The sequence below is a fragment of the Luteimonas sp. KH_071 genome (assembly GCF_057838005.1).
Window position 1 is genome coordinate 2,606,156 of sequence record NZ_CM174458.1, and the last position, 17,998, is coordinate 2,624,153.

Below are 17,998 nucleotides of genomic sequence, written 5' to 3' on the forward strand. Positions count from 1 at the left end.
GCCCTCACGGCCTGAAGATGGTGTCGATGACGGCCTGCGCCGTCGGATTGGCGGGGTCATCCACGCGGAACGCGGTGACCTGGTAGATCGGATTCGGGTCTTCGTTGACGGCGCCGCCCATATCGAGCGTGGAATTGCCCGAAATGCACGGCCCGATCAATCGCGCATTGACCGCGTCTGTTTCGGCAAACGAACGCCCTGCGGCCCAGTTGCCTGGATCGAAACCCGTGTCGCAGGACTGGATGTCGGCAGCGACAACCGCATCGCAGCCGGCGGTCGATGTGCGGTTGATCATGTCTTCCAGCGCGCACTCGGCGCTGCGCGTCAGCGCCTCGGTTTCCTGGAATGCCAGATTCACCGCGCGGTAGTTGGAGGACATGCGCTCCTGCAGGCCGGCCACCTGCATGCCGACGATGCCGAGCAGCGCCAGCAGCACGAGCATGATGAGCGCGATGTAGAGGACGGCGCCGCGCTGGCGACGTGGGGGCGGTGATCGGAAGCGGGCCATCTCAGTTTCCATAGAGGCGGTTGCGCATGGCGATGGTGCTTTCGTAGCCGAAGCGGTATCGGGTATCGGCCGCATCTGCAGGCGTGAACGTCACGCCGAGCACGCTACGGCCCACAGTCGCCTGCCCGGCTGCCGCGCGATCGGGACTGCTGGCCAGCACGCCGAGGCGTACGGCGCCGACCGAGCGCCATGCGGGCTCGGTCGTGGCCATTGCCGAAGGACGGACGAAATTGCCGACGTACCCGCTCGGCGACTCGGCCGGCATCGCGCCACTGTTGCGATCGAGGCCGAGCTGGAGCTGCAGGCTTTCGATGCCCTCCACCAGTTCTTCGGGAGCTGCATACGAGCCATTGGTGTTGGAGCGCGCCCGCCAGAGCGAGCGTCCTCCTGCAGTCCCCGCCCGGACGAAGTACACCACCGACTCCAACCGGTAGAGCATGGTCTGGCCCGCGGGCTGCGGTGTGAAGCGATCGAGCACAGCGTTCACTGTGACGGTGCGGGCCGCTTCGTTCGTGGCGGCCGGCAGGAATAGATCGACGAAGCTGCAGTCGGCCAGGCCAAACATCGTCGGGTTTACCACCCCGCCCTGCGTCAAGGCGCCCCATCGGCCGTTTGCCACAGTGATCGTGGACGTTGTCCCGGAGACCGCGATGGTCTCGACGGCCGCGCCTTCGCTGGCAAGGAATCGGAGCTGCAGCACGTCGCTTCCAGGAAGCGGGTTCAGCAATGCCACCGCATTGGGAAGCGCAGGCGTCCAGGTACTGGCGGCGGTTCCCAGATTCATGGTCGACGCCGATGTTTTGGTCGCCTCATAGGCCTGGATGCCCAGCGGAAAGTTGACGCCCGAATTGGCACCCGCGCTGCCCGCCGGCACACGGTTGAGCAGCGCACCGACATTCTGCAGATGCGCCTGGTCATTGACGCAGCCCATGTGACCGACCATGCGCAGGTCACGCTGGATGAAATCGATCGCGAAGCGGCCGTTTTCCTGCACGCGGGACACGCCCTCGGACAGCTGGTAGGCAGTACGCGACGCGGAGAACACGCGCGCCAGACCAAGGATCAGAAATGTGCCGATCGCCAGCGCGATCATCATTTCGATCAGCGAGACGCCCCGTGCGTGGTGGGGAGTTGAAAACCTCACAGCTGCGTCCTCGCGGTGAACTCGGTGGCGTTTTCGGTCGCGACTGCGCTGCGCTCGCCCCAGCGCAGCGTCACCGTCGCCACACCCGACGCGTTGTAGGTGACCGTGGCCCGCGTTGACGGACCAAGCGAGTTGAAGACCTGGCAGCGCCACGTGGCGATGCCTCGGGCCACGGCGTCAGTGGCCGCTGGCGGGTTGCAGGCAGCAGCGGTGAGGCTGTCCGCTGCAAAGCCAGCCGTCGTGTACTGGGCCGCGGACAGCCGGTTGGTCCGCATCTGGTCCAGCAGGCTGTAAGCCAGATTCGTCGCCAGCGTGCGGTTGTTGGCGCTCTGGGTGTAGCGGAGGTTCGTGGTCTGCAGCAGGGCGAAACCGAGCAGCCCGATCGCGAGCACAACGATGGCGATCAGCACCTCGATCATCGAAAAGCCCCTCTGGGCGCCCGGTGCCTTGCGGATCATGGACAGGTCCCCCGCACCACGGAGGTGCCGCCGGTGGCCCTCACGGTGAAATTGCGCACCAGCGGCGCATTGGCGGGACATTCCGCAGATGCGAGCTGCAGCGTGCGTTGCGCCCCAATCAGGAAGCCGCGCTGATCGAACCGGACATCGAAGTTTGCTGCGCCGACAGGTGCAGTGATGGCGACACGCGGCTTCGCCTGCGAATAGCGGACCACCCGATCACCCGCGCCGGCGTTGAGCGCGCCATTTCCGTTGACGTCGATCCAGACGATCCACCCCTGGTCCCAGGCTGTGCCGGTGCAGGCTGTGCCGTTGTTGCTGGTGCAGACGTGCGCGCCACCCGGGCTGCGAATCGCTTCTGAACGCGCAAGCGCGAACGATGCGATGAGCTCATTCGTGGTCGTTGCGACCCGGTTCGAACGCATCGTCGCTTCGAAGCTGGGAAACGCGATGGCTGCCAGGATCGCGACGACCGCGACCGTGACCATCAACTCCACCAGTGTGAATCCCCTCGCTCGCATGCCGCTTCCGCCCGCCGCCGGTACGTCCGGCGTTCCCCATGGCGCAGTCTAGCCAGCGCCGTCCGTCCTTCAAGCGGCGGCGGACGGACGGTCGACAGAAGACGATGAACGCGAAGATTGCGCCGCCGGGCGGGGTCAGGCGACCACTTCGTAGCAGGGCCTGTAGTCACCCGCGATCTTCATGCGCCGCTGCTCCACGAACGCGCGCAGCAACGCATCGAGCGACTGCATGATGTCGCGGTCGCCGTTGATGCGGAACGGGCCGAACTCCTCGACGCGGCGCAGGCCGTCTTCCTTGACGTTGCCGGCGACGATGCCGGAGAACGCGCGGCGCAGGTCGGCGGCGAGTTCGTGCGGTGGCCGGCCGTGGTGCAGGTCGAGCGCGGCCATGGCTTCGTGCGTCGGCACGAACGGCTGCTGGAGATCGAGTGGGATCGACAGCGACCAGTTGAAGTAGAACGAATCCTTGTGCGCGACCCGGTATTCCTTGACCTTGCGGATGCCGGCCGACATGCGACGCGCGACCTGCTCGGGATCGGCCACGATGATCTCGTAGCGAGAGACGGCTTCGTCGCCGAGGGTCAACCGGATGAACTGGTCGATCTGCTCGAAGTACGGCGCCGACGCGGTCGGGCCGGTCAGGATGAAGGGGAACGGGATGTCGCGGTTCTCTTCCTGCAGCAGCAGGCCCAGCAGATAGAGGATTTCTTCCGCCGTGCCCACACCGCCGGGGAACACGATGATGCCGTGGCCGAGGCGCACGAACGATTCGAGACGCTTCTCGATGTCCGGCATGATCACCAGCTGGTTGACGATCGGGTTCGGCGACTCGGCCGCGATGATGCCCGGCTCGGTGATGCCGATGTAACGCGCGGGGTACTGACGTTGCTTGGCATGGGCGACGTTGGCGCCCTTCATCGGCCCCTTCATCGCACCCGGGCCGCAGCCGGTGCAGATATCCATGCCGCGCAGACCGAGCTCGTAGCCGACCAGCTTTGTGTAGTCGTACTCGACACGGTTGATCGAGTGTCCGCCCCAGCAGACCACCATGTTCGGGTCGCCGGGCTGCAGCAGGCGGGCATTGCGCAGCAGGCCGAAGACGGCGTTGGTGATGCCCGACGAGGTCTCGAGATCGGTCGCGTATTCCGGGCCGAGTTCGATCGCGGTGTAGGCGAGATCGCGCACGACTGCGAACAGCAGCTCGGCGACGCCGCGGATGATCTGGCCATCGACGAAGGCCATCGCCGGCGCGTTCACCAGCTCGATCCGGATGCCGCGATCCTGCTGCAGCACCTGGATGTCGAAGTCGGGGTACAGCTCCTGCGCCGCGCGTGGATCGTCGGACGCGCTGCCGCTGGTCAGCACGGCGAGCGCGCATCGACGCAGCAGATCGTGCATGCCGCCCGTGGACGCATCCTTCAGACGGGCGACTTCATCGCGGGACAGCACGTCCAGACCACCGCGCGGATAGACGTAGGCATTCACTGTGGGCAGCGCCGTCGCCGCCCCGGTCTCGTTGCTCATTCTTCTTCGCTTTTCGTATGGGTGCGGCACTGTAGCGCAGGACCCCGCACATAAGAAAACGGCCGGGTTTCCCCGGCCGTTCTCAGATTACCGTGAACTCAATGGATCAGAACTTGTAGCGGAAGCTGAGCTGCGCGGCCCAGCGGGAAATGCCACGGTCGTCGTAGATGTTCGCAGTGTCCGGGGTGTTGAAGCGGTAGCGGTACTTGCCGTCCGCATCCAGGCCGCCGTACTCGACGATGCCCTTCATTGCCGGGAAGCCCACCTCTTCGACACGACCCCAGTCCTTGTTGATCAGATTGCCGACATTGAGGATGTCCAGTGCAATCTCGGCCTTGTTCCCGTTGAAGAAGCCCGGGAATTCCTGCGAGATGCGGATGTCGAACTGGTTGACCCATTCGTTGCGCGCGGCATTGCGGCCGGCGATCTGGCCCTTGTGTGAACGCAGGTATTCGTCGCCATCGACGTATGCCCAGAACGCGGCCTCTTCCGTTGCGTTGGCGAAGCTCACGTCGCCAGGACCGGTCGGGATGTACAGCAGATCGTTGACACGACCGTCGCCGTTGGCATCGTTGTCGAAGGTATAGCTGAACGGACGACCCGAGCGGCCTTCGTAGAACATCGCCACCGAGGTGTTGTTGTCACCGAAGAACGCACGCTTCCAGGTCAGCGCGGCCGAGAAGCGGTCGCGGATCTCGTAGTTGGAGCGCGAAGCAACCGCCTCGTTCGCCTGGAACACCGCAGTGTTGCCGAGCTGCGAACCGGACGTCGAGCTGGTCAGCGCGCTGACTTCGGTGGCGTAGGTGTAGGTGTAGGCCAGCTGCCACGACCAGTCGCTGTCGTTGAACGGCTTGTTGAGCGCGAACGTGTACTGCTGGCTCTCACCCTCGTCGGTGGGGCGGGCGATGATCACGTTGGTGAATTCGGGCCTGCGACCCGCACGCGCGTTGACGCCGGTGCCGACGCCCTGCTGGTTCCAGCTTGCCGTGTTGTAACCCGCCGGATTCCAGTACAGAAGACGCCCGTCCTGGCCAACGCGGCTCGAAGCACCGAGATTCAGTTCCTGGTAGTAGATCGCTTCCTTGACCTGGGTCCAGACGCCCTCGGCGGACGCAACGACGCCCCAGATCGGCAGCTCGGTATCGAACGCCAGGTTCGCCTTCCACACTGCGGGCTGGCCCAGAGCGGGATCGATGAAGTCGATCGCCTCGGCGCCGGAACCGAACGCGTTCGGCGGACACGGACGACCGTTCTGGCTGACCAGCGCGCACTGGGCGGCCGGATCCGGGCTGAAGCCGTTGAAACCCTGCGTCGCAGTAAACAGGTAATCAACGTAGGCTTCGCGGCCGTAGTTCGAGAAGCCATTCGAGAGCCACACGCTTGCAGCCGCACCCTGGAACAGACCCACGCCGCCGCGCAGCTGCGTCGGCAGTTCGCTGTCGAAGGTGTAGTTGAAGCCGGCGCGCGGCTGGAACAGGCCATTACCGTCGATGGTCTGGCTGTTGTCGAAGCCGAAGGCGGCGAACGCGCGCGGGTTGTAGAACGGCGAGCCGCTGACGCGCGGCTCGTCGTAACGCACGCCGAGATTCAACGTCAGGTTGTAGTTGATCGCCCACGAATCCTGCAGGAACAGCCCGACATTCTTCAGCCCGAAGATCGCAGCCATGTTGTTCGGATCGCCTTCGCGCGGATAGAACAGCTGGTAGGTACTGGCGCGACCCGCCTCGAAATCGGCAATGCTGAGGTAGTTGTACACGCCATTGAGGCGACGACCGTACAGATTGTAGATATCGTTGTCTTCGTAATCGAAGCCGAACTTCAGCGTGTGATCACCGAGGAACAGATTACCGGCGAAGAACGCGTTCCAGGTCTTGGTGCCGACCTCGTTGACGTGGGTGTTTTCTTCGGTACCCAGGTTCAGCGTGTTGTTGCCGATACGGACCGAGATCGCCGGCAGATTGGCCAGCGGCACGCGCGGCACGAAGTAGTCACGGTACGAAACCTTGAACTCCGTCGAGAAGCGGTCGTTCCAGTCACTGAACAATTGCGCGGTCGAGGTCTCGACCTCGTAGCTCTTGGTGTAGTGGTAGGTGTTGAGAGCCAGAGCGCTGTTGGTGAAGCCCTGCAGGTAGGCCTGGTTCTGCTCAGACTTGGCGTAGCGGAAGCTTGCACGATGGTTATCGTTGATGTTCCAGTCGATCTTGAGGCCATATTCCTCGGACTCGGTGTCGAGCGGAGGAAGCACCAGCGAACCGGCATCGAAGCCCCAGGTGTTGCGGGCGATGCCGATCACGCGGTCGATGTCGCCCTGGGAAATGCCGACGATATTGCTGGCGCCGGAGCCGATCGGGCCGAAGCTGGAGTTGCCGATGAACAGGTTCTTACCTGTGTACTTCTCGTAGTTCGCGAAGAAGAACAGCCGATCCTTGATGATCGGGCCACCGAAGGTCACGCCGTAGGTGTTCTCGCTGTCGAACAGCACCGGACGCACATCGTTCTGGTTCTTGCCCGACCAGTCGTTGTCACGGTAGATACCGTAGACGGTGCCGCCAAAGGTATTCGTGCCCGACTTGGTGACCGCGTTGATCACGCCGCCCACACCACCGGAAATCGTGACGTCATAGTTGGCCACGTCCACGGCGATTTCATCGATGGTGTCCATCGAGAACGGCTGACGAGGTGCTGCCAGACCGTTGGATTCCAGGCCGAAGGTGTCGCCGCTGTTGATGCCGTCGACGCGGATCGCGTTGTAGCGCGGGTTCTGACCGCCGATCGAGATCTCGTTGCGGCCCTTGTCGGTCTGCGACACGCGCGGGTCGAGGCGAGCGTAGTCCTGCAGCGTACGGCTGATCGAGGGCAGCGATTCGAGCTGGTCACTCGTCACGTTGGTGCCGGTGCCCATCTTGTTGGCGCTGAAGATTTCCGAGCCGCCGCCGATTGCCGTCACCGCCACAGTCTGCAACGTGGTCATGTCACCGGTCAGCGCCGTGTTGACGGTGTTGACCTGGTTGAGATTCAGGTAAACGTTGTCTTCTGTCCGCGTGCCCTCGCCTGCCTTGGTCACGGTGATCGAGTACGGACCACCCACGCGCAGGCCGCGTGCGTTGTAACGGCCACTCGCATCCGTCGTGGCGCGGCTGACAGTGCCGGACTCGGTGTGCACGATGGTCACGTCTGCGCCGGTCACCGGGGCGCCGCCTGCCCCTGTCACCTGGCCGCCGACACCGGCGGAGGTGCTCTGCGCGAACGCGGGAGCAGCTGCAAGGGCGACGATCAGGCCGAGCGACAGCTTGGAGAGTCGGGCGCGATGCGAGTGGTTCATGGGTTTTATAGCCTCGATGCGTAGAGTGCGGCGCGCGCCGGATGGCGGGCGACGATCAGGTCTTGAAACAAGAATGGGGGCCCCACCACAGCCCTCGGGCGAAGCGCTGCGGTTAACAACAGGTTAACACGGTAACCAACGCGTATGACAGTGCCATGACAGTTCCCGCGTCACGCAACTCACTGACCACATTGATATTTATGACCAGCGCGAGCAATCGGACGTAAGTCCTTGTCTCGACTCGGTCACGCCGGCCTCACATAGGCGCGAGGCCGGTCCTGAGGTAGCTCACCAGGCCGTCGAGCAGCATCTGGACGGAGATCGCGACCAGCAACATGCCCATCAGCCGCTCGATCGCGGTCAAGGCACGCGCACCGAGCAGTTTGTAGAGATAGGTGGCCGAAAACAGGATCGCTGCCGTCGCGCCCCAGGCGATGAGCAGCGCGAGGCTCCATTCGCCGAGCCGATCGGGTTCGTTGCTGCCCATCAGCATGACCGCCGCCATGCCGGACGGCCCGGCGACCAGCGGAATCGCCATCGGCACGATGAAGGGCTCGCCGTCTGGAATCTCGCCCATCAACCCCTCCGGCGGCGGGAAGATCATGCGGATGCCGATCAGGAACAGCACGATGCCGCCGGCGATCGCGACCGATTCCTGGCGCAGGTGCATGACTTCGAGCGCGTATTTGCCCGCCCACAGGAACAGCATCAGCACCACGAGTGCGATGAGCAGTTCGCGGGCCAGCACGATGCGCTGCCGCTGTGGCGTGAGCCGACGCAGCATGCTCAGGAACACCGGAATGTTGCCCAGCGGATCCAGGATCAGGAACAGCAACAGCGCGGCCGAGGCGATGGTCATGCGGGAGACGCTCCATCGGGCGACCAGAGCCGACCGCGGTGCGCTGCGCCGGCGGGCGACAGCAGTTGCACGCACTGGGCTGCGACCTCGACCGGCGGCCGCGCGACGCGGTCTTCGGCTTCGACATGCGCTCTGGCGCGCAGCGGCGTGCGCATCGGCGGCGGCAGCAGACCACTGACGCGCACCGGTGCATCGCCGAGTTCGTCCTGCAGCATGCCGACCAGCGCGGACAGGCCTGCCTGGGCCAGCCCGTAACCGCCCCAGTAGGCGCCTGTCGTACGCGCCGGATCATCGATCGCGAACACCACCGCCCCGTCGCCCGAGTGGCGCAGCAGGGGCAGGCAGGCCTGGGTCAGCCACCAGCGCGCGGTGAGGTTGACGTGCAGCGCGCGTGCGAACGCAGCCGGATCGGTCAGTTCGAGCGGCGTCAGGCCATCGAAGGACGCGGCGACGTGCAGGATGCCGTCGAGCCGGCCGAATTCCGCTTCGATGCGTGCGGCGAGTTCGGCATGATCGTCCGGCGTGGCGCCTTCGAGATCGAGCGGATACAGCGCGGGCGCGGCACCGGTCTTCTGCAGACGGTCATGCAACCGGTTGAGTTTGGGCACGCGCCGACCCAGCAGGACCAGCGACGCACCCGCCTCGGCGCAGCCGAGTGACGCCGCTTCGCCGAGTCCACCGGCGGCGCCGACCACGAGCACGACGCGCCCGGCCAACGCGCCCGGCAGACCGGCCGATCCAGCCTGCGCGCTCACGCGTCGAGGACCTCGGTGACCATGCGGGACAGCTCGCCCGACTCGTGCAGCTCGAGCGTGATGTCGCAGCCGCCGATCAGCTCGCCATGGATGAAGAGCTGCGGGAACGTGGGCCAGTTCGAGAAACGCGGCAGGTTGGCGCGGATCTCAGGCGCCTCGAGCACGTTGATCGTGCGGTAGTGCTCGGCCCCGGCCTCGCGCAGCGCCGCCACGGTGCGGCTGGAAAATCCGCACATCGGAAACTGCGGCGTGCCCTTCATGAACAATACGATCGCGTGACCGTCGATTTCGGCCTGGATGTCTTCGAGGATCGACACGGTGACGCTCCCTGTAGACCACACCGCGCGACGTCGCCGGCGGGGATCGGGTTTCGGAATTGGTGCATTCTATCGCGTCGCCGCCATCGACCACCGGACCGACGTCCATGCCCCTCGAACTCGCCCCGCTGCCCTACGACCGCACCGCGCTGGAGCCGCATTTGTCGGGCGACACGCTCGACCAGCATCACGGCCATCTGCAGCGCGCGCATCTGGAGCAGCTCAATGCCCTGCTGACGGGCACCGACCTGGCGGATGCGCCACTCGAAGCGATCGTCCGCAAGGCGCAGGGCGCCGCGTTCGATCATGCCGCGCAGGCCTGGAACAACAGCTTCTACTGGCACTCGCTCAAGCCGTCTGCAGCGGGCGGTGGTGGCGAGCCGAAGGGCCGCCTTGCGGAGGCGATTACGCGCCAGTTCGGAGACTTCGCCGGATTCCGTGCGCGTTTCGATGCACTGACCCTGTCGACGTTCGGCGCCGGCTGGGTCTGGCTGCTGCAGCGCCCCGACGGCCGACTCGCGCTGGCGGCGACCGCGAACGCGGCCACGCCGATCACCGGCCAGGACACGCCACTGCTGGCGATCTCCTTGTGGGAACACGCCTGGTATCTCGACTACCGCGACAACCGGCAGAAATATCTCGAAGCGTTCTGGCAACTGGTGAACTGGGACGCGGTGGCGGCGCGCCTGCGGTGACGGCTGCCCGCTCGTCCTGCAGCCTACGCGCCGCAAGGGCGCATGCACGGCCGTATCGCCGCACCCGCTAGCGGTCGAGCGCGCGCCGGACCACGTCGTCGGCCGGCGCCGGCCGTCCGATCAGATAACCTTGCACGGCGTCGCAGCGCGCGTCGCGCAACAGGGCGAGCGTCGCCTCGTCCTCGATGCCTTCAGCCACGACCACGAGGCCGAGGTCATGTGCAAGCTCGATCATCGTACCGACGATCCTGTGCGCCCGGGGATCCCCGACCATGTCGCGGATGAAGCTGCGGTCGATCTTGATCGCATCGACCGGCAAGCGCCGCAGGTAGGCGAGCGACGAATAGCCGGTGCCGAAATCGTCGATCGCGATCCGCACGCCGCCTTCGCGCAACTGGCCCAGCAGATGACTGCAGCGTTCCATGTCGCGCATCAGCGCGCTTTCGGTGATCTCGAAAACCAGTGCTTCGCCGGGCACGTTCCACAGGCGCAGCAGATCGAGGACCTGGTCGACGAATCCCGGCAGCTGCAGCGCAACGGCCGACAGGTTGATCGAGATCCGGGTCACCTGTCCCGCCGTGCGCAGGGCCGCGAGATGGCGTAATGCGACGTTGACGTTCCAGCGGGTCAGCTCGCCGATCGTGCCACCGCGTTCGGCGACATCGATAAAAACGTCGGGCGGGATATGTCCGAGCTGCGGATGTGTCCACCGCGACAGGGCTTCATAGCCGTGGACGCGGCGACCGGGCAGTGCTGCGATCGGTTGCAGATACACGGACAGCTGATTGTCCGCGATCGCCGCCCGCAGATCCTCGTGCAACGTGTCGAGTGGAATCCGCGGCGCCTTCCAGAACGCAAACCGTTCCACGACGTCCACCGCCGCGTCGCAGGCCCGGTCGGCGCGCCGGCACAGCAGCTCCGCGTCATCGCTGTCTTCCGGCCCCATCGCGATACCGGCCACAACGGTCGGCTGTGCCCGCTGCCCGCCGAAGTCGAGCGGCTGTTGCAGGGCACGCACGAACTTGGCCGCGCCGAGCGCGGCGTGCGAGCGGCCGCGCAATGCGGGCAGCAACACCAGGAAATCATGCGCGCCGATCCGGATGACACGGTCGCCGGGGCGTACCGCCGCTTCCAGCGCGGCCTGCATCGCATGGCCCAGCGCCTCGCCGGCCGCATACCCCAAGGTGAGCTCGATCTCGCGTACGCGCTGCGCGCGCAGCACGAGCACGCCGAGCGGCGCATCCGGACGTACCGTCTGCTGCAGACATGCGGCCACTTCGGCCAGCACCGTGGCGTGGTTCAGCACCTGGGATACCGGGGCCGTGTCACAGGAACAGGTCGACCGGGTCGAGGCCGTAGGCGCCCGGTGCGAGAGCGCTGGCGATCCGCACCGCATCATCGCTGTGCGCCCGTACCATCAGGTCGATCGAGTGGAACCGCGACAGAACCTGCTTGTCGGGTCCGGTCAATACCATCACCCGCGGCTGCAGCCGGCGCGCGGCGTTCTGCGCAGTCACGATCGCCACCTCGCCACTGCTCAGCTCCACAAGCGCACCGATCGGATACACGCTCATGCACTGCATGAACTGCTCGACGATCTCGGCGGCGAACTGGCTGCCGCGCCCGCGGTAGAGGGACTGCAGCGCGACATGCTGGGCCACTGCAGACTGATGGGAGCGTTCGCTGGTCATCGCATCATAGGCATCGACCACGGCGGCGATGCGACCCAGCAAAGGGATCGCATCACCTTCAAGCCGGCGCGGATACCCGCTGCCATCGACCCGTTCGTGATGTGTGCGGATCATGTCGCGAACGTGCTCGGGCACGGCGCCGCCTGCATCGACGAGCGCCAGGCCCTCTTCGACATGTGCCTGCATCCGTCGACGCTCGTCATCGCTATACACGGCCGTGGTACCGAGCAAGGCCGGATCCAGTCGCAACTTTCCGATATCGAGCAACAGCGCACCGCTGGCCAGGTCGACCAGCAAGGTCTGCGGCAATCCGACATGGCGTCCGAACGCGGCGGCGAGTGCGCTGCACGACAACGCATGCCGGTACTCGTAGTCACCGCGCGCGCGCAGCGCATCCAGCCACAGAAACGCATCTGCATTGCGCACCAAACTGCGCACCATCGGTTCGACCGCGCTGCGGACCTCCTCCGCGGCGACCGCGCGACCCTCGCGGACGTCGTCGAGCACGCGCCCGGCGAACCTGGCGACCTGCGCGTGCGCCTCGCGCGCCTGCTCAAGCTCCTGCTCGAACTCCACGCGTTCGGGGTAGACCGTCGTGCCCTGCAGCGCGGCGATCTCGTCGTTTCCATAGCTGCGCCAGCGCAGCGTCGGCGGCGCGGCGGGCTTGGCGGGCGCGTGATCCAGCAGCTGCAATCCCACGCCAGACGGCGCCAGGCCACGCTGGATATCGACGAAGACATGCCGGCACAGGCTCGCCAGCATGTGGATATCGTCCGCCGACTCGATCGTGAGCCCCTGCAATAGGAACGGCGTGCCCTCCCAAGGCCGATCCAGGCGGCACACATACATGCCCACTTCCAGCTCATGCACCGCGAGCTTGCGTTCGTCCAGCGTCATCGTTGCATTGGCCCTCCCGGGCCACGACCCGACCACCCCCAAGGTTTTGCCGTTGCGGTCGCTCATGGATGGGCGATGCACGCTGCGGCAAACCGGCGTGAGGGGTCAGATCCGGCCGGGCGCACAGCGTACAGGCTGTCTCCGTCGTTGCCGCGTCGTGACCTCGGGATCTTTCGATTCGGACCGGAAATGTCAAACGCGACCCACGCCGTCGAGGGACCCGAACCGACAGACCGCCTATGATCGGAAGCCGAGCCGATGCAGGAGCCTCCGCCATGCCGTCCCGTCGCCGTTTTCTCAGCACAGCCTCGCTCGCAGCCGCTGGGCTCGTCCTGGCGCCGCTTGCCGCCTGCAGTCGCGAATCCGCCGCGCCACCCGCGCCAGGGCCGGTCCCCGGCGCCGCGCCGCCGAACGCAGGCGGGCTGATGACCCGCGCCATTCCCTCGACAGGCGAAACCGTACCGGCGATCGGCGCGGGCACCTCCGGCAGCTACGAGATCGCGCTGGACTCGCCGGATTTCGCCCGCCTGCAGGAGACCATCCAGGTCTTCTTCGACGGCGGCGCGACGCTCTTCGATACCTCGCCCAATTACACCAATGCCGATGAAGTGCTCGGCGCCCTGCTCGCCGCCGGCGGCTGGCGCGACCGCTGCTTCCTGGCGACCAAGATCGCCGCCGACGATCGCGCTGCGATGGAGGCGCAGTGGGCGCAGAGCCAGCGCCGCCTGCAGACCGATCACGTCGAACTGCTGCAGGTCCACAACCTGCGCGCACTCGACATCGCCTGGCCGTACGCGCAGCAGCTGAAGGACGCCGGCGCGACGAAGTACATCGGCCTCACCCACTATCTCGAAAGCGGGCACGCGGCCCTGGTCGACGCGATGCGCGCGCTTCGCCCGGACTTCGTGCAGGTCAACTATTCGGTCAACGCCCCGCAGGCTGCGCAGACCGTGCTGCCGGTCGCCCAGGAGCTCGGGATCGCGGTATTGATCAACCGGGCGTTCGACGACGGCAAGCTGTTCGCGCGCGTCACTGACACGGTGCTGCCGGACTGGTCTGCCGAAGTCGGCGTGACGACCTGGTCGCAGATGTTCCTGAAGTTCGCGATCAGCCATCCGGCGGTGACCGCGGTGATCCCGGCCACCGGCCGTCCCGACCGACAGGCCGACCAGCTGCGCGCTGGCACGGGCCCCTTGCTGAGCGAGGCGCAGCAGGCCGAGCTCGTCGCGCAGTTCGCCTGACGGACGGCCACGATGACCACCAGCAGGATCGCGGATCTGTTCAACCTGCGCCGCGGCGAGGCTGCGCCGGTGCTCGTGGCAGGCCTGTTCTTCTTCTGCATCCTGAGCGCGCTGATGATGCTGCGGCCGGCGCGGGACGCGCTGGGCATGGAGCGTGGTCTCGACAGCGTGCGCTGGCTGTTCATCGGCACGGCGGTGGTCACGTTGCTGGTCAATCCGGTATTCGGCTGGCTGGTCGCGCGGCTGCGGCGGTTGCACTTCATCTCGGCGACCTACGCGTTCTTCGCGCTGAGTCTGGTCGGCTTCTGGGCGCTGCTGGTGTTCGCGCCCGGCGCAGTCGGCGCGCGCAGCGGCCAGGTGTTCTATGTCTGGTTCAGCGTCTTCAACCTGTTCGTGACGATGGTGTTCTGGGCACTGCTGGCCGATCGCTTCAGCAGTGATCAGGCCAAGCGCCTGTTCGCCTTGATCGCGGTCGGCGGCACGCTCGGCGCGATCTTCGGTCCCTGGCTCGCCGCGCGACTGGCGGAGCCGCTGGGCACGCCGGTGCTGCTGCTGGTGGCCGCCGCGTTTCTCGGGGTGTCGATCGCGCTGGCCTGGTGGCTGGTGCGGCTGCGGACCGACGGGCCGCGCGATGCACAGCTGCAGGACCAGGAAGCCGTCCGCATCGGCGGTAGCGCGCTGGCCGGCATTCGCGCGGTGTTCGCGTCGCGCTATCTGATGGGCATCGCCGGCTACGTGGTGATCATGACCATCGTCGCGACCTTCATCTACTTCACCCGCCTGCAGATGGTGGCCGCCGCGGAAACCGACCTCGACGCGCGTACCGGCCTGCTCGGCAACATCGACATGTGGACCCAGATCGCGGTGCTGGTGCTGCAGGTCACGCTGACCGGACACATCATCCGCCGGCTTGGACTGGCATTCGCACTGGCGCTGTTGCCGATCGCGATGGCGGTCGGCTTCATCGGCCTGGCGATCTACGGCTCGTTCCTGGTGCTGATCCTGCTCGAAGCGACGAACCGGGCGATCCAGCGCGGCCTCACCCGTCCCGCGCGCGAAACCCTGTTCACCGTCGTCGGCCGCGAGGACAAATACAAGGCCAAGGCCTTCATCGACACCTTCGTCTATCGCGTCGGCGACGTGGTCGGCGCGCAGACCGAGGGCGTGCTCGGGCGGCTGGGGATGGCGCTCGGGGGCCTGGTCAGTGTGGTCGTGCCGCTGGCACTCGTGTGGGCCGCGCTGGGTATCTGGCTGGGCCGGGCGCAGCAACGGCAGGCGGACCTGGAATCGCCCCGCTCGACCTCGGACGGGACCACCGCACCGCGGCGCTGACCGACGTCCGCCCGCAGCGGACACCGGCGATGGATAATGCGCGCCCTTGCCGGCGCCCTCTCCGATGCAGCCCACGACGAAAGCCCACTGGCAGATCCACTTCTGCGTCCTGCTGTGGGGCTTCACCGCCATCCTCGGCAAGCTCATCACCCTGCCCGCGCTCCCGCTGGTGTGGTGGCGGATGCTGCTGGTCGCCGGCACGCTGATGCTGCTGCCGCGGGTGTGGCGCGGCGTGCGCGCGCTGCCGCCGCGCCTGCTGCTGGCCTACGCCGGCGTCGGCGCGCTGGTCGCGCTGCACTGGCTCACGTTCTACGGCGCGGTGAAACTCGCCAATGCGTCTGTCGCGGCGACCTGCATGGCGCTGGCGACGGTGTTCATCGCGCTGATCGAGCCGCTGGTCGCACGCAGCCGCTTCTCGTGGCGCGAACTCGCGCTCGGCGTCGCCGTGCTGCCGGGCGTGGCGCTGGTAGTCGGCGGCATTCCGGACGGTATGCGGATCGGGGTGGCGGTCGGCGCCCTGTCGGCGCTGTTCGTCGCCTGCTTCGGTTCGTTGAACAAGCGCCTGGTCGAGCGTGCCGATCCGCTGACCGTCACCGCGCTCGAACTCGGCGCCGGCACGCTGACGCTGACCCTGCTCGCGCCGCTGATGCCACTGTTGTTTCCGGCCTTTGCCGGCAGCCTGCTCACGCTGCCCAGCCTGCAGGACGGCGCGTATCTGCTGCTGCTCGCGTTCGCCTGCACGCTGCTGCCGTTCGCCCTGTCTCTGGTGGCGCTGCGCTACATGAGCGCGTTCGCCGCGCAGCTGGCAGTGAATCTGGAACCGGTCTACGCGATCGCACTCGCCATCGTGCTGCTCGGCGAACAGCACGAACTCACCCCGCGCTTCTACGCGGGCGTGGCGATCATCCTCGCCGCAGTGCTGGTGTACCCGCTGCTGACACGGCCGGGGCGCATCGTGCATCCGGAGAATCTTGCCGCCGGCGAAGCCAAGCAGATCGTGGACTGAGGGTCCCCGGCACACTGCGGTACGCAGTCCATACGTGGAGCGCAGCGGAGCCATCGCCCTGCCTGCGCTATGCAGGCGTTCAACGCGATCAACACGATCCCGGCATGCAACCGAAAGAATTCCGGGCGATGGACCGCGGCACGGCATTGATCGATTTCGCCGCGCGCCTCCCCTGCTGCGGTGCGATGCGCAGACTCAGGCCGACGTGCAGACCCGGTCGCGTCCCGCACGCTTGGCCTGATACAGCGCCTGGTCCGCGCGCTTGAGCAGCGAGGACGCGTCTTCGCCGTCCTGCAATGCGGCGACGCCGATACTGATCGTCACCGGCAGTCCGGTCGGCATCGCCGCGACCGCTTCGCGCAGGTATTCCGATTCGCGCGCCGCATCCGCCAGCACACGGTCCGGCAGCAGACGTACGAACTCCTCGCCGCCGTAGCGCGCGACGCGCCCGCGCGCCGCTTCGGTCGACAGCAATACCGCGCCCAAGGACTGCAGGACGCGGTCGCCTTCGGCATGGCCGTGCAGATCGTTGATCGATTTGAAGTGGTCGATGTCGACGATGGAAACAGACAGCGGGCTGCCGAGCGTATGCGCCTGGGTGATCGCCTGCTCCAGCGTGCGCGAGAATGCACGGCGATTCGCGAGGCCTGTCAACGGGTCGGTCAACGACTGTTCCGCGAGATCCGCGTTCTGGTGCTCCAGTTCCTGCTGGTAGTGCAGCAGTTGCTCTTCGTACCAGGCGCGCTCGTCGAGCTGCAGATGCAAGTCGCAGCTGACACGGTGCAGTTCCATCAGTCGCGAGGCTTGTCGCGACAGGGCCTCCAGCGCAGTGCGCTGCGCGGGACCGAGTTCGCGTGGCTTGTCGTCGAGCACACAGAACGTGCCCAGCGGCTGGCCGTCCGCCGCGCGCAGTGGCGCGCCTGCGTAGAACCGGATTCGCAACCCGCCGGTCACCATCGGGTTGCCACTGAAGCGCGGGTCCCGACGTGCATCGGGCACCACCAGCGTCTGCGTGGGATCGAGGATCGCATGCGCGCAGAACGCTTCCTCCCTGGAGCTCTCGCTGCCTTCGACGCCCTGCGCCGACTTGAACCACTGGCGATCGTGGTCGATCAGCGTGATGAGCGCCATCGGAACATCGCAGATCGCCGCAGCGATCGCGACCAGATCGTCATAGGCGTCCTCTCGCGGCGTATCGAGGATCCGGTAGGCGTCGAGCGCGGCCTGTCGCGCTGACTCGTCGGCTGGCATCGGCGGTCGGATCATCGGTAGAAGGCGCCTGCGTGGCGCAAACGGCGGGCAGCCATCGCGTTGCTTCTCGGTGGACAATGCACACGGTAACGCACGCGCGACGCACATGCCTGACACGCCACCGTACCGGTCGCGAAGCGTGGCCCGCGATGCGGGCTACCCGGTGCAGCGATCCGATCGTCGATACTGGTAGCCCCGAACGCGAGACCGACCGATGCCCGCGCCAATCGATTTTCCGCTGGAACGCGACCACGTCGAACTCAACCAGTTGCTTAAGCTCGCGGGCCTGTGCGACAGCGGCGGCGCCGGCAAGGCGATCGTCGCCAGCGGTGCGGTGTTCGTCGATGGCGAGGTCGAACTGCGCAAAACCTGCAAGATCCGCGCGAACCAGACCGTCGAACTCGACGGACAGGTGATCCGCGTCGTCGCTGCAGGGTGATCTGGACACGCGGACACACGAACGGCGCCCGCAGGCGC

The 17,998-nt window shown here is 66.4% G+C and carries 17 protein-coding genes; 5 read left to right on the top strand and 12 right to left on the bottom strand.

The window, feature by feature from the left end:
* Positions 1-4 precede the first annotated feature (4 nt).
* The 9 genes from AC3IRM_RS11945 to AC3IRM_RS11985 all read right to left on the bottom strand — a co-directional run bounded on the left by AC3IRM_RS11945 (position 5) and on the right by AC3IRM_RS11985 (position 9,351).
* Positions 5-508 carry a pilus assembly PilX family protein gene (locus AC3IRM_RS11945; protein WP_489203357.1) on the bottom strand — a complete coding sequence of 168 codons (504 nt, stop codon included), beginning with the start codon at positions 506-508 and terminating at the stop codon, positions 5-7.
* 1 nt (position 509) lies between these two features.
* Positions 510-1,604: a PilW family protein gene (locus AC3IRM_RS11950; RefSeq protein ID WP_489203358.1), complete on the bottom strand. Its 1,095-nt coding sequence runs from the start codon at positions 1,602-1,604 to the stop codon at positions 510-512.
* A 44-nt stretch (positions 1,605-1,648) separates the two neighbouring features.
* Positions 1,649-2,110, bottom strand: coding sequence for a type IV pilus modification protein PilV (gene pilV / locus AC3IRM_RS11955; protein ID WP_489203359.1), 462 nt, complete (start codon positions 2,108-2,110; stop codon positions 1,649-1,651).
* Positions 2,107-2,598 carry a GspH/FimT family pseudopilin gene (locus AC3IRM_RS11960; RefSeq protein WP_489203360.1) on the bottom strand — a complete coding sequence of 164 codons (492 nt, stop codon included), beginning with the start codon at positions 2,596-2,598 and terminating at the stop codon, positions 2,107-2,109. Before AC3IRM_RS11960 ends, pilV begins: the two co-directional genes overlap by 4 nt.
* A gap of 168 nt (positions 2,599-2,766) precedes the next feature.
* Positions 2,767-4,155: a nucleotide 5'-monophosphate nucleosidase PpnN gene (gene ppnN, locus AC3IRM_RS11965; RefSeq protein ID WP_489203361.1), complete on the bottom strand. Its 1,389-nt coding sequence runs from the start codon at positions 4,153-4,155 to the stop codon at positions 2,767-2,769.
* Between the two features lie 106 nt (positions 4,156-4,261).
* Positions 4,262-7,477: a TonB-dependent receptor gene (locus AC3IRM_RS11970; RefSeq protein WP_489203362.1), complete on the bottom strand. Its 3,216-nt coding sequence runs from the start codon at positions 7,475-7,477 to the stop codon at positions 4,262-4,264.
* Positions 7,478-7,733: 256 nt separating this feature from the next.
* Positions 7,734-8,336, bottom strand: a complete 603-nt coding sequence (locus tag AC3IRM_RS11975; protein WP_489203363.1) for a YhgN family NAAT transporter — start codon at positions 8,334-8,336, stop codon at positions 7,734-7,736.
* Complete coding sequence (locus tag AC3IRM_RS11980; RefSeq protein ID WP_489203364.1) at positions 8,333-9,091, bottom strand: SDR family NAD(P)-dependent oxidoreductase; 759 nt, start codon at positions 9,089-9,091, stop codon at positions 8,333-8,335. The genes AC3IRM_RS11975 and AC3IRM_RS11980 overlap by 4 nt, the downstream gene beginning before the upstream one ends.
* Positions 9,088-9,351 carry a glutaredoxin family protein gene (locus tag AC3IRM_RS11985; protein ID WP_489205916.1) on the bottom strand — a complete coding sequence of 88 codons (264 nt, stop codon included), beginning with the start codon at positions 9,349-9,351 and terminating at the stop codon, positions 9,088-9,090. The genes AC3IRM_RS11980 and AC3IRM_RS11985 overlap by 4 nt, the downstream gene beginning before the upstream one ends.
* A 164-nt stretch (positions 9,352-9,515) precedes the next feature.
* Here AC3IRM_RS11985 and AC3IRM_RS11990 point away from each other — a divergent pair, with 164 nt between their 5' ends.
* Positions 9,516-10,103: a superoxide dismutase gene (locus AC3IRM_RS11990; protein ID WP_489203365.1), complete on the top strand. Its 588-nt coding sequence runs from the start codon at positions 9,516-9,518 to the stop codon at positions 10,101-10,103.
* Positions 10,104-10,170: 67 nt separating this feature from the next.
* Here the strand turns inward: AC3IRM_RS11990 and AC3IRM_RS11995 are convergent, their stop codons facing one another.
* Both AC3IRM_RS11995 and AC3IRM_RS12000 read right to left on the bottom strand, forming a co-directional pair.
* Positions 10,171-11,409 carry a putative bifunctional diguanylate cyclase/phosphodiesterase gene (locus AC3IRM_RS11995; RefSeq protein WP_489203366.1) on the bottom strand — a complete coding sequence of 413 codons (1,239 nt, stop codon included), beginning with the start codon at positions 11,407-11,409 and terminating at the stop codon, positions 10,171-10,173.
* 19 nt (positions 11,410-11,428) lie between these two features.
* The gene (locus tag AC3IRM_RS12000; protein WP_489203367.1) at positions 11,429-12,691 is read right to left on the bottom strand and encodes an HD-GYP domain-containing protein; all 1,263 of its coding nucleotides are present in this window, start codon (positions 12,689-12,691) and stop codon (positions 11,429-11,431) included.
* 425 nt (positions 12,692-13,116) lie between these two features.
* Here AC3IRM_RS12000 and AC3IRM_RS12005 point away from each other — a divergent pair, with 425 nt between their 5' ends.
* The 3 genes from AC3IRM_RS12005 to AC3IRM_RS12015 all read left to right on the top strand — a co-directional run bounded on the left by AC3IRM_RS12005 (position 13,117) and on the right by AC3IRM_RS12015 (position 16,270).
* Positions 13,117-13,932, top strand: coding sequence for an aldo/keto reductase (locus AC3IRM_RS12005; protein ID WP_489203368.1), 816 nt, complete (start codon positions 13,117-13,119; stop codon positions 13,930-13,932).
* A 12-nt stretch (positions 13,933-13,944) separates the two neighbouring features.
* Positions 13,945-15,264: an NTP/NDP exchange transporter gene (locus tag AC3IRM_RS12010; RefSeq protein WP_489203369.1), complete on the top strand. Its 1,320-nt coding sequence runs from the start codon at positions 13,945-13,947 to the stop codon at positions 15,262-15,264.
* A gap of 64 nt (positions 15,265-15,328) precedes the next feature.
* Entirely contained in the window at positions 15,329-16,270 is a 942-nt protein-coding gene (locus AC3IRM_RS12015) for a DMT family transporter (protein ID WP_489203370.1), read from the top strand.
* Between the two features lie 195 nt (positions 16,271-16,465).
* Here AC3IRM_RS12015 and AC3IRM_RS12020 read toward each other — a convergent pair whose 3' ends face one another.
* The gene (locus tag AC3IRM_RS12020) at positions 16,466-17,536 is read right to left on the bottom strand and encodes a GGDEF domain-containing protein (protein WP_489203371.1); all 1,071 of its coding nucleotides are present in this window, start codon (positions 17,534-17,536) and stop codon (positions 16,466-16,468) included.
* Positions 17,537-17,735: 199 nt separating this feature from the next.
* Between AC3IRM_RS12020 and AC3IRM_RS12025 the strand changes: the two genes are divergently transcribed.
* Entirely contained in the window at positions 17,736-17,960 is a 225-nt protein-coding gene (locus tag AC3IRM_RS12025) for an RNA-binding S4 domain-containing protein (protein ID WP_489203372.1), read from the top strand.
* Positions 17,961-17,998 lie beyond the last annotated feature (38 nt).

Excerpts from the sequence above, each read along its gene's own strand:
- AC3IRM_RS11985 (WP_489205916.1), bottom strand. The coding sequence starts at position 9,351 with ATGAAGGGCACGCCGCAGTTTCCGATGTGCGGATTTTCCAGCCGCACC.
- AC3IRM_RS12015 (WP_489203370.1), top strand. The coding sequence starts at position 15,329 with ATGCAGCCCACGACGAAAGCCCACTGGCAGATCCACTTCTGCGTCCTG.
- AC3IRM_RS11950 (WP_489203358.1), bottom strand. The coding sequence starts at position 1,604 with ATGATGATCGCGCTGGCGATCGGCACATTTCTGATCCTTGGTCTGGCG.
- AC3IRM_RS12005 (WP_489203368.1), top strand. The coding sequence starts at position 13,117 with ATGACCCGCGCCATTCCCTCGACAGGCGAAACCGTACCGGCGATCGGC.
- AC3IRM_RS11990 (WP_489203365.1), top strand. The coding sequence starts at position 9,516 with ATGCCCCTCGAACTCGCCCCGCTGCCCTACGACCGCACCGCGCTGGAG.
- AC3IRM_RS11960 (WP_489203360.1), bottom strand. The coding sequence starts at position 2,598 with ATGGTCACGGTCGCGGTCGTCGCGATCCTGGCAGCCATCGCGTTTCCC.
- AC3IRM_RS12000 (WP_489203367.1), bottom strand. The coding sequence starts at position 12,691 with ATGACGCTGGACGAACGCAAGCTCGCGGTGCATGAGCTGGAAGTGGGC.
- AC3IRM_RS12020 (WP_489203371.1), bottom strand. The coding sequence starts at position 17,536 with ATGATCCGACCGCCGATGCCAGCCGACGAGTCAGCGCGACAGGCCGCG.
- AC3IRM_RS12010 (WP_489203369.1), top strand. The coding sequence starts at position 13,945 with ATGACCACCAGCAGGATCGCGGATCTGTTCAACCTGCGCCGCGGCGAG.
- AC3IRM_RS11945 (WP_489203357.1), bottom strand. The coding sequence starts at position 508 with ATGGCCCGCTTCCGATCACCGCCCCCACGTCGCCAGCGCGGCGCCGTC.
- AC3IRM_RS12025 (WP_489203372.1), top strand. The coding sequence starts at position 17,736 with ATGCCCGCGCCAATCGATTTTCCGCTGGAACGCGACCACGTCGAACTC.
- pilV (WP_489203359.1), bottom strand. The coding sequence starts at position 2,110 with ATGATCCGCAAGGCACCGGGCGCCCAGAGGGGCTTTTCGATGATCGAG.
- AC3IRM_RS11975 (WP_489203363.1), bottom strand. The coding sequence starts at position 8,336 with ATGACCATCGCCTCGGCCGCGCTGTTGCTGTTCCTGATCCTGGATCCG.
- AC3IRM_RS11970 (WP_489203362.1), bottom strand. The coding sequence starts at position 7,477 with ATGAACCACTCGCATCGCGCCCGACTCTCCAAGCTGTCGCTCGGCCTG.
- ppnN (WP_489203361.1), bottom strand. The coding sequence starts at position 4,155 with ATGAGCAACGAGACCGGGGCGGCGACGGCGCTGCCCACAGTGAATGCC.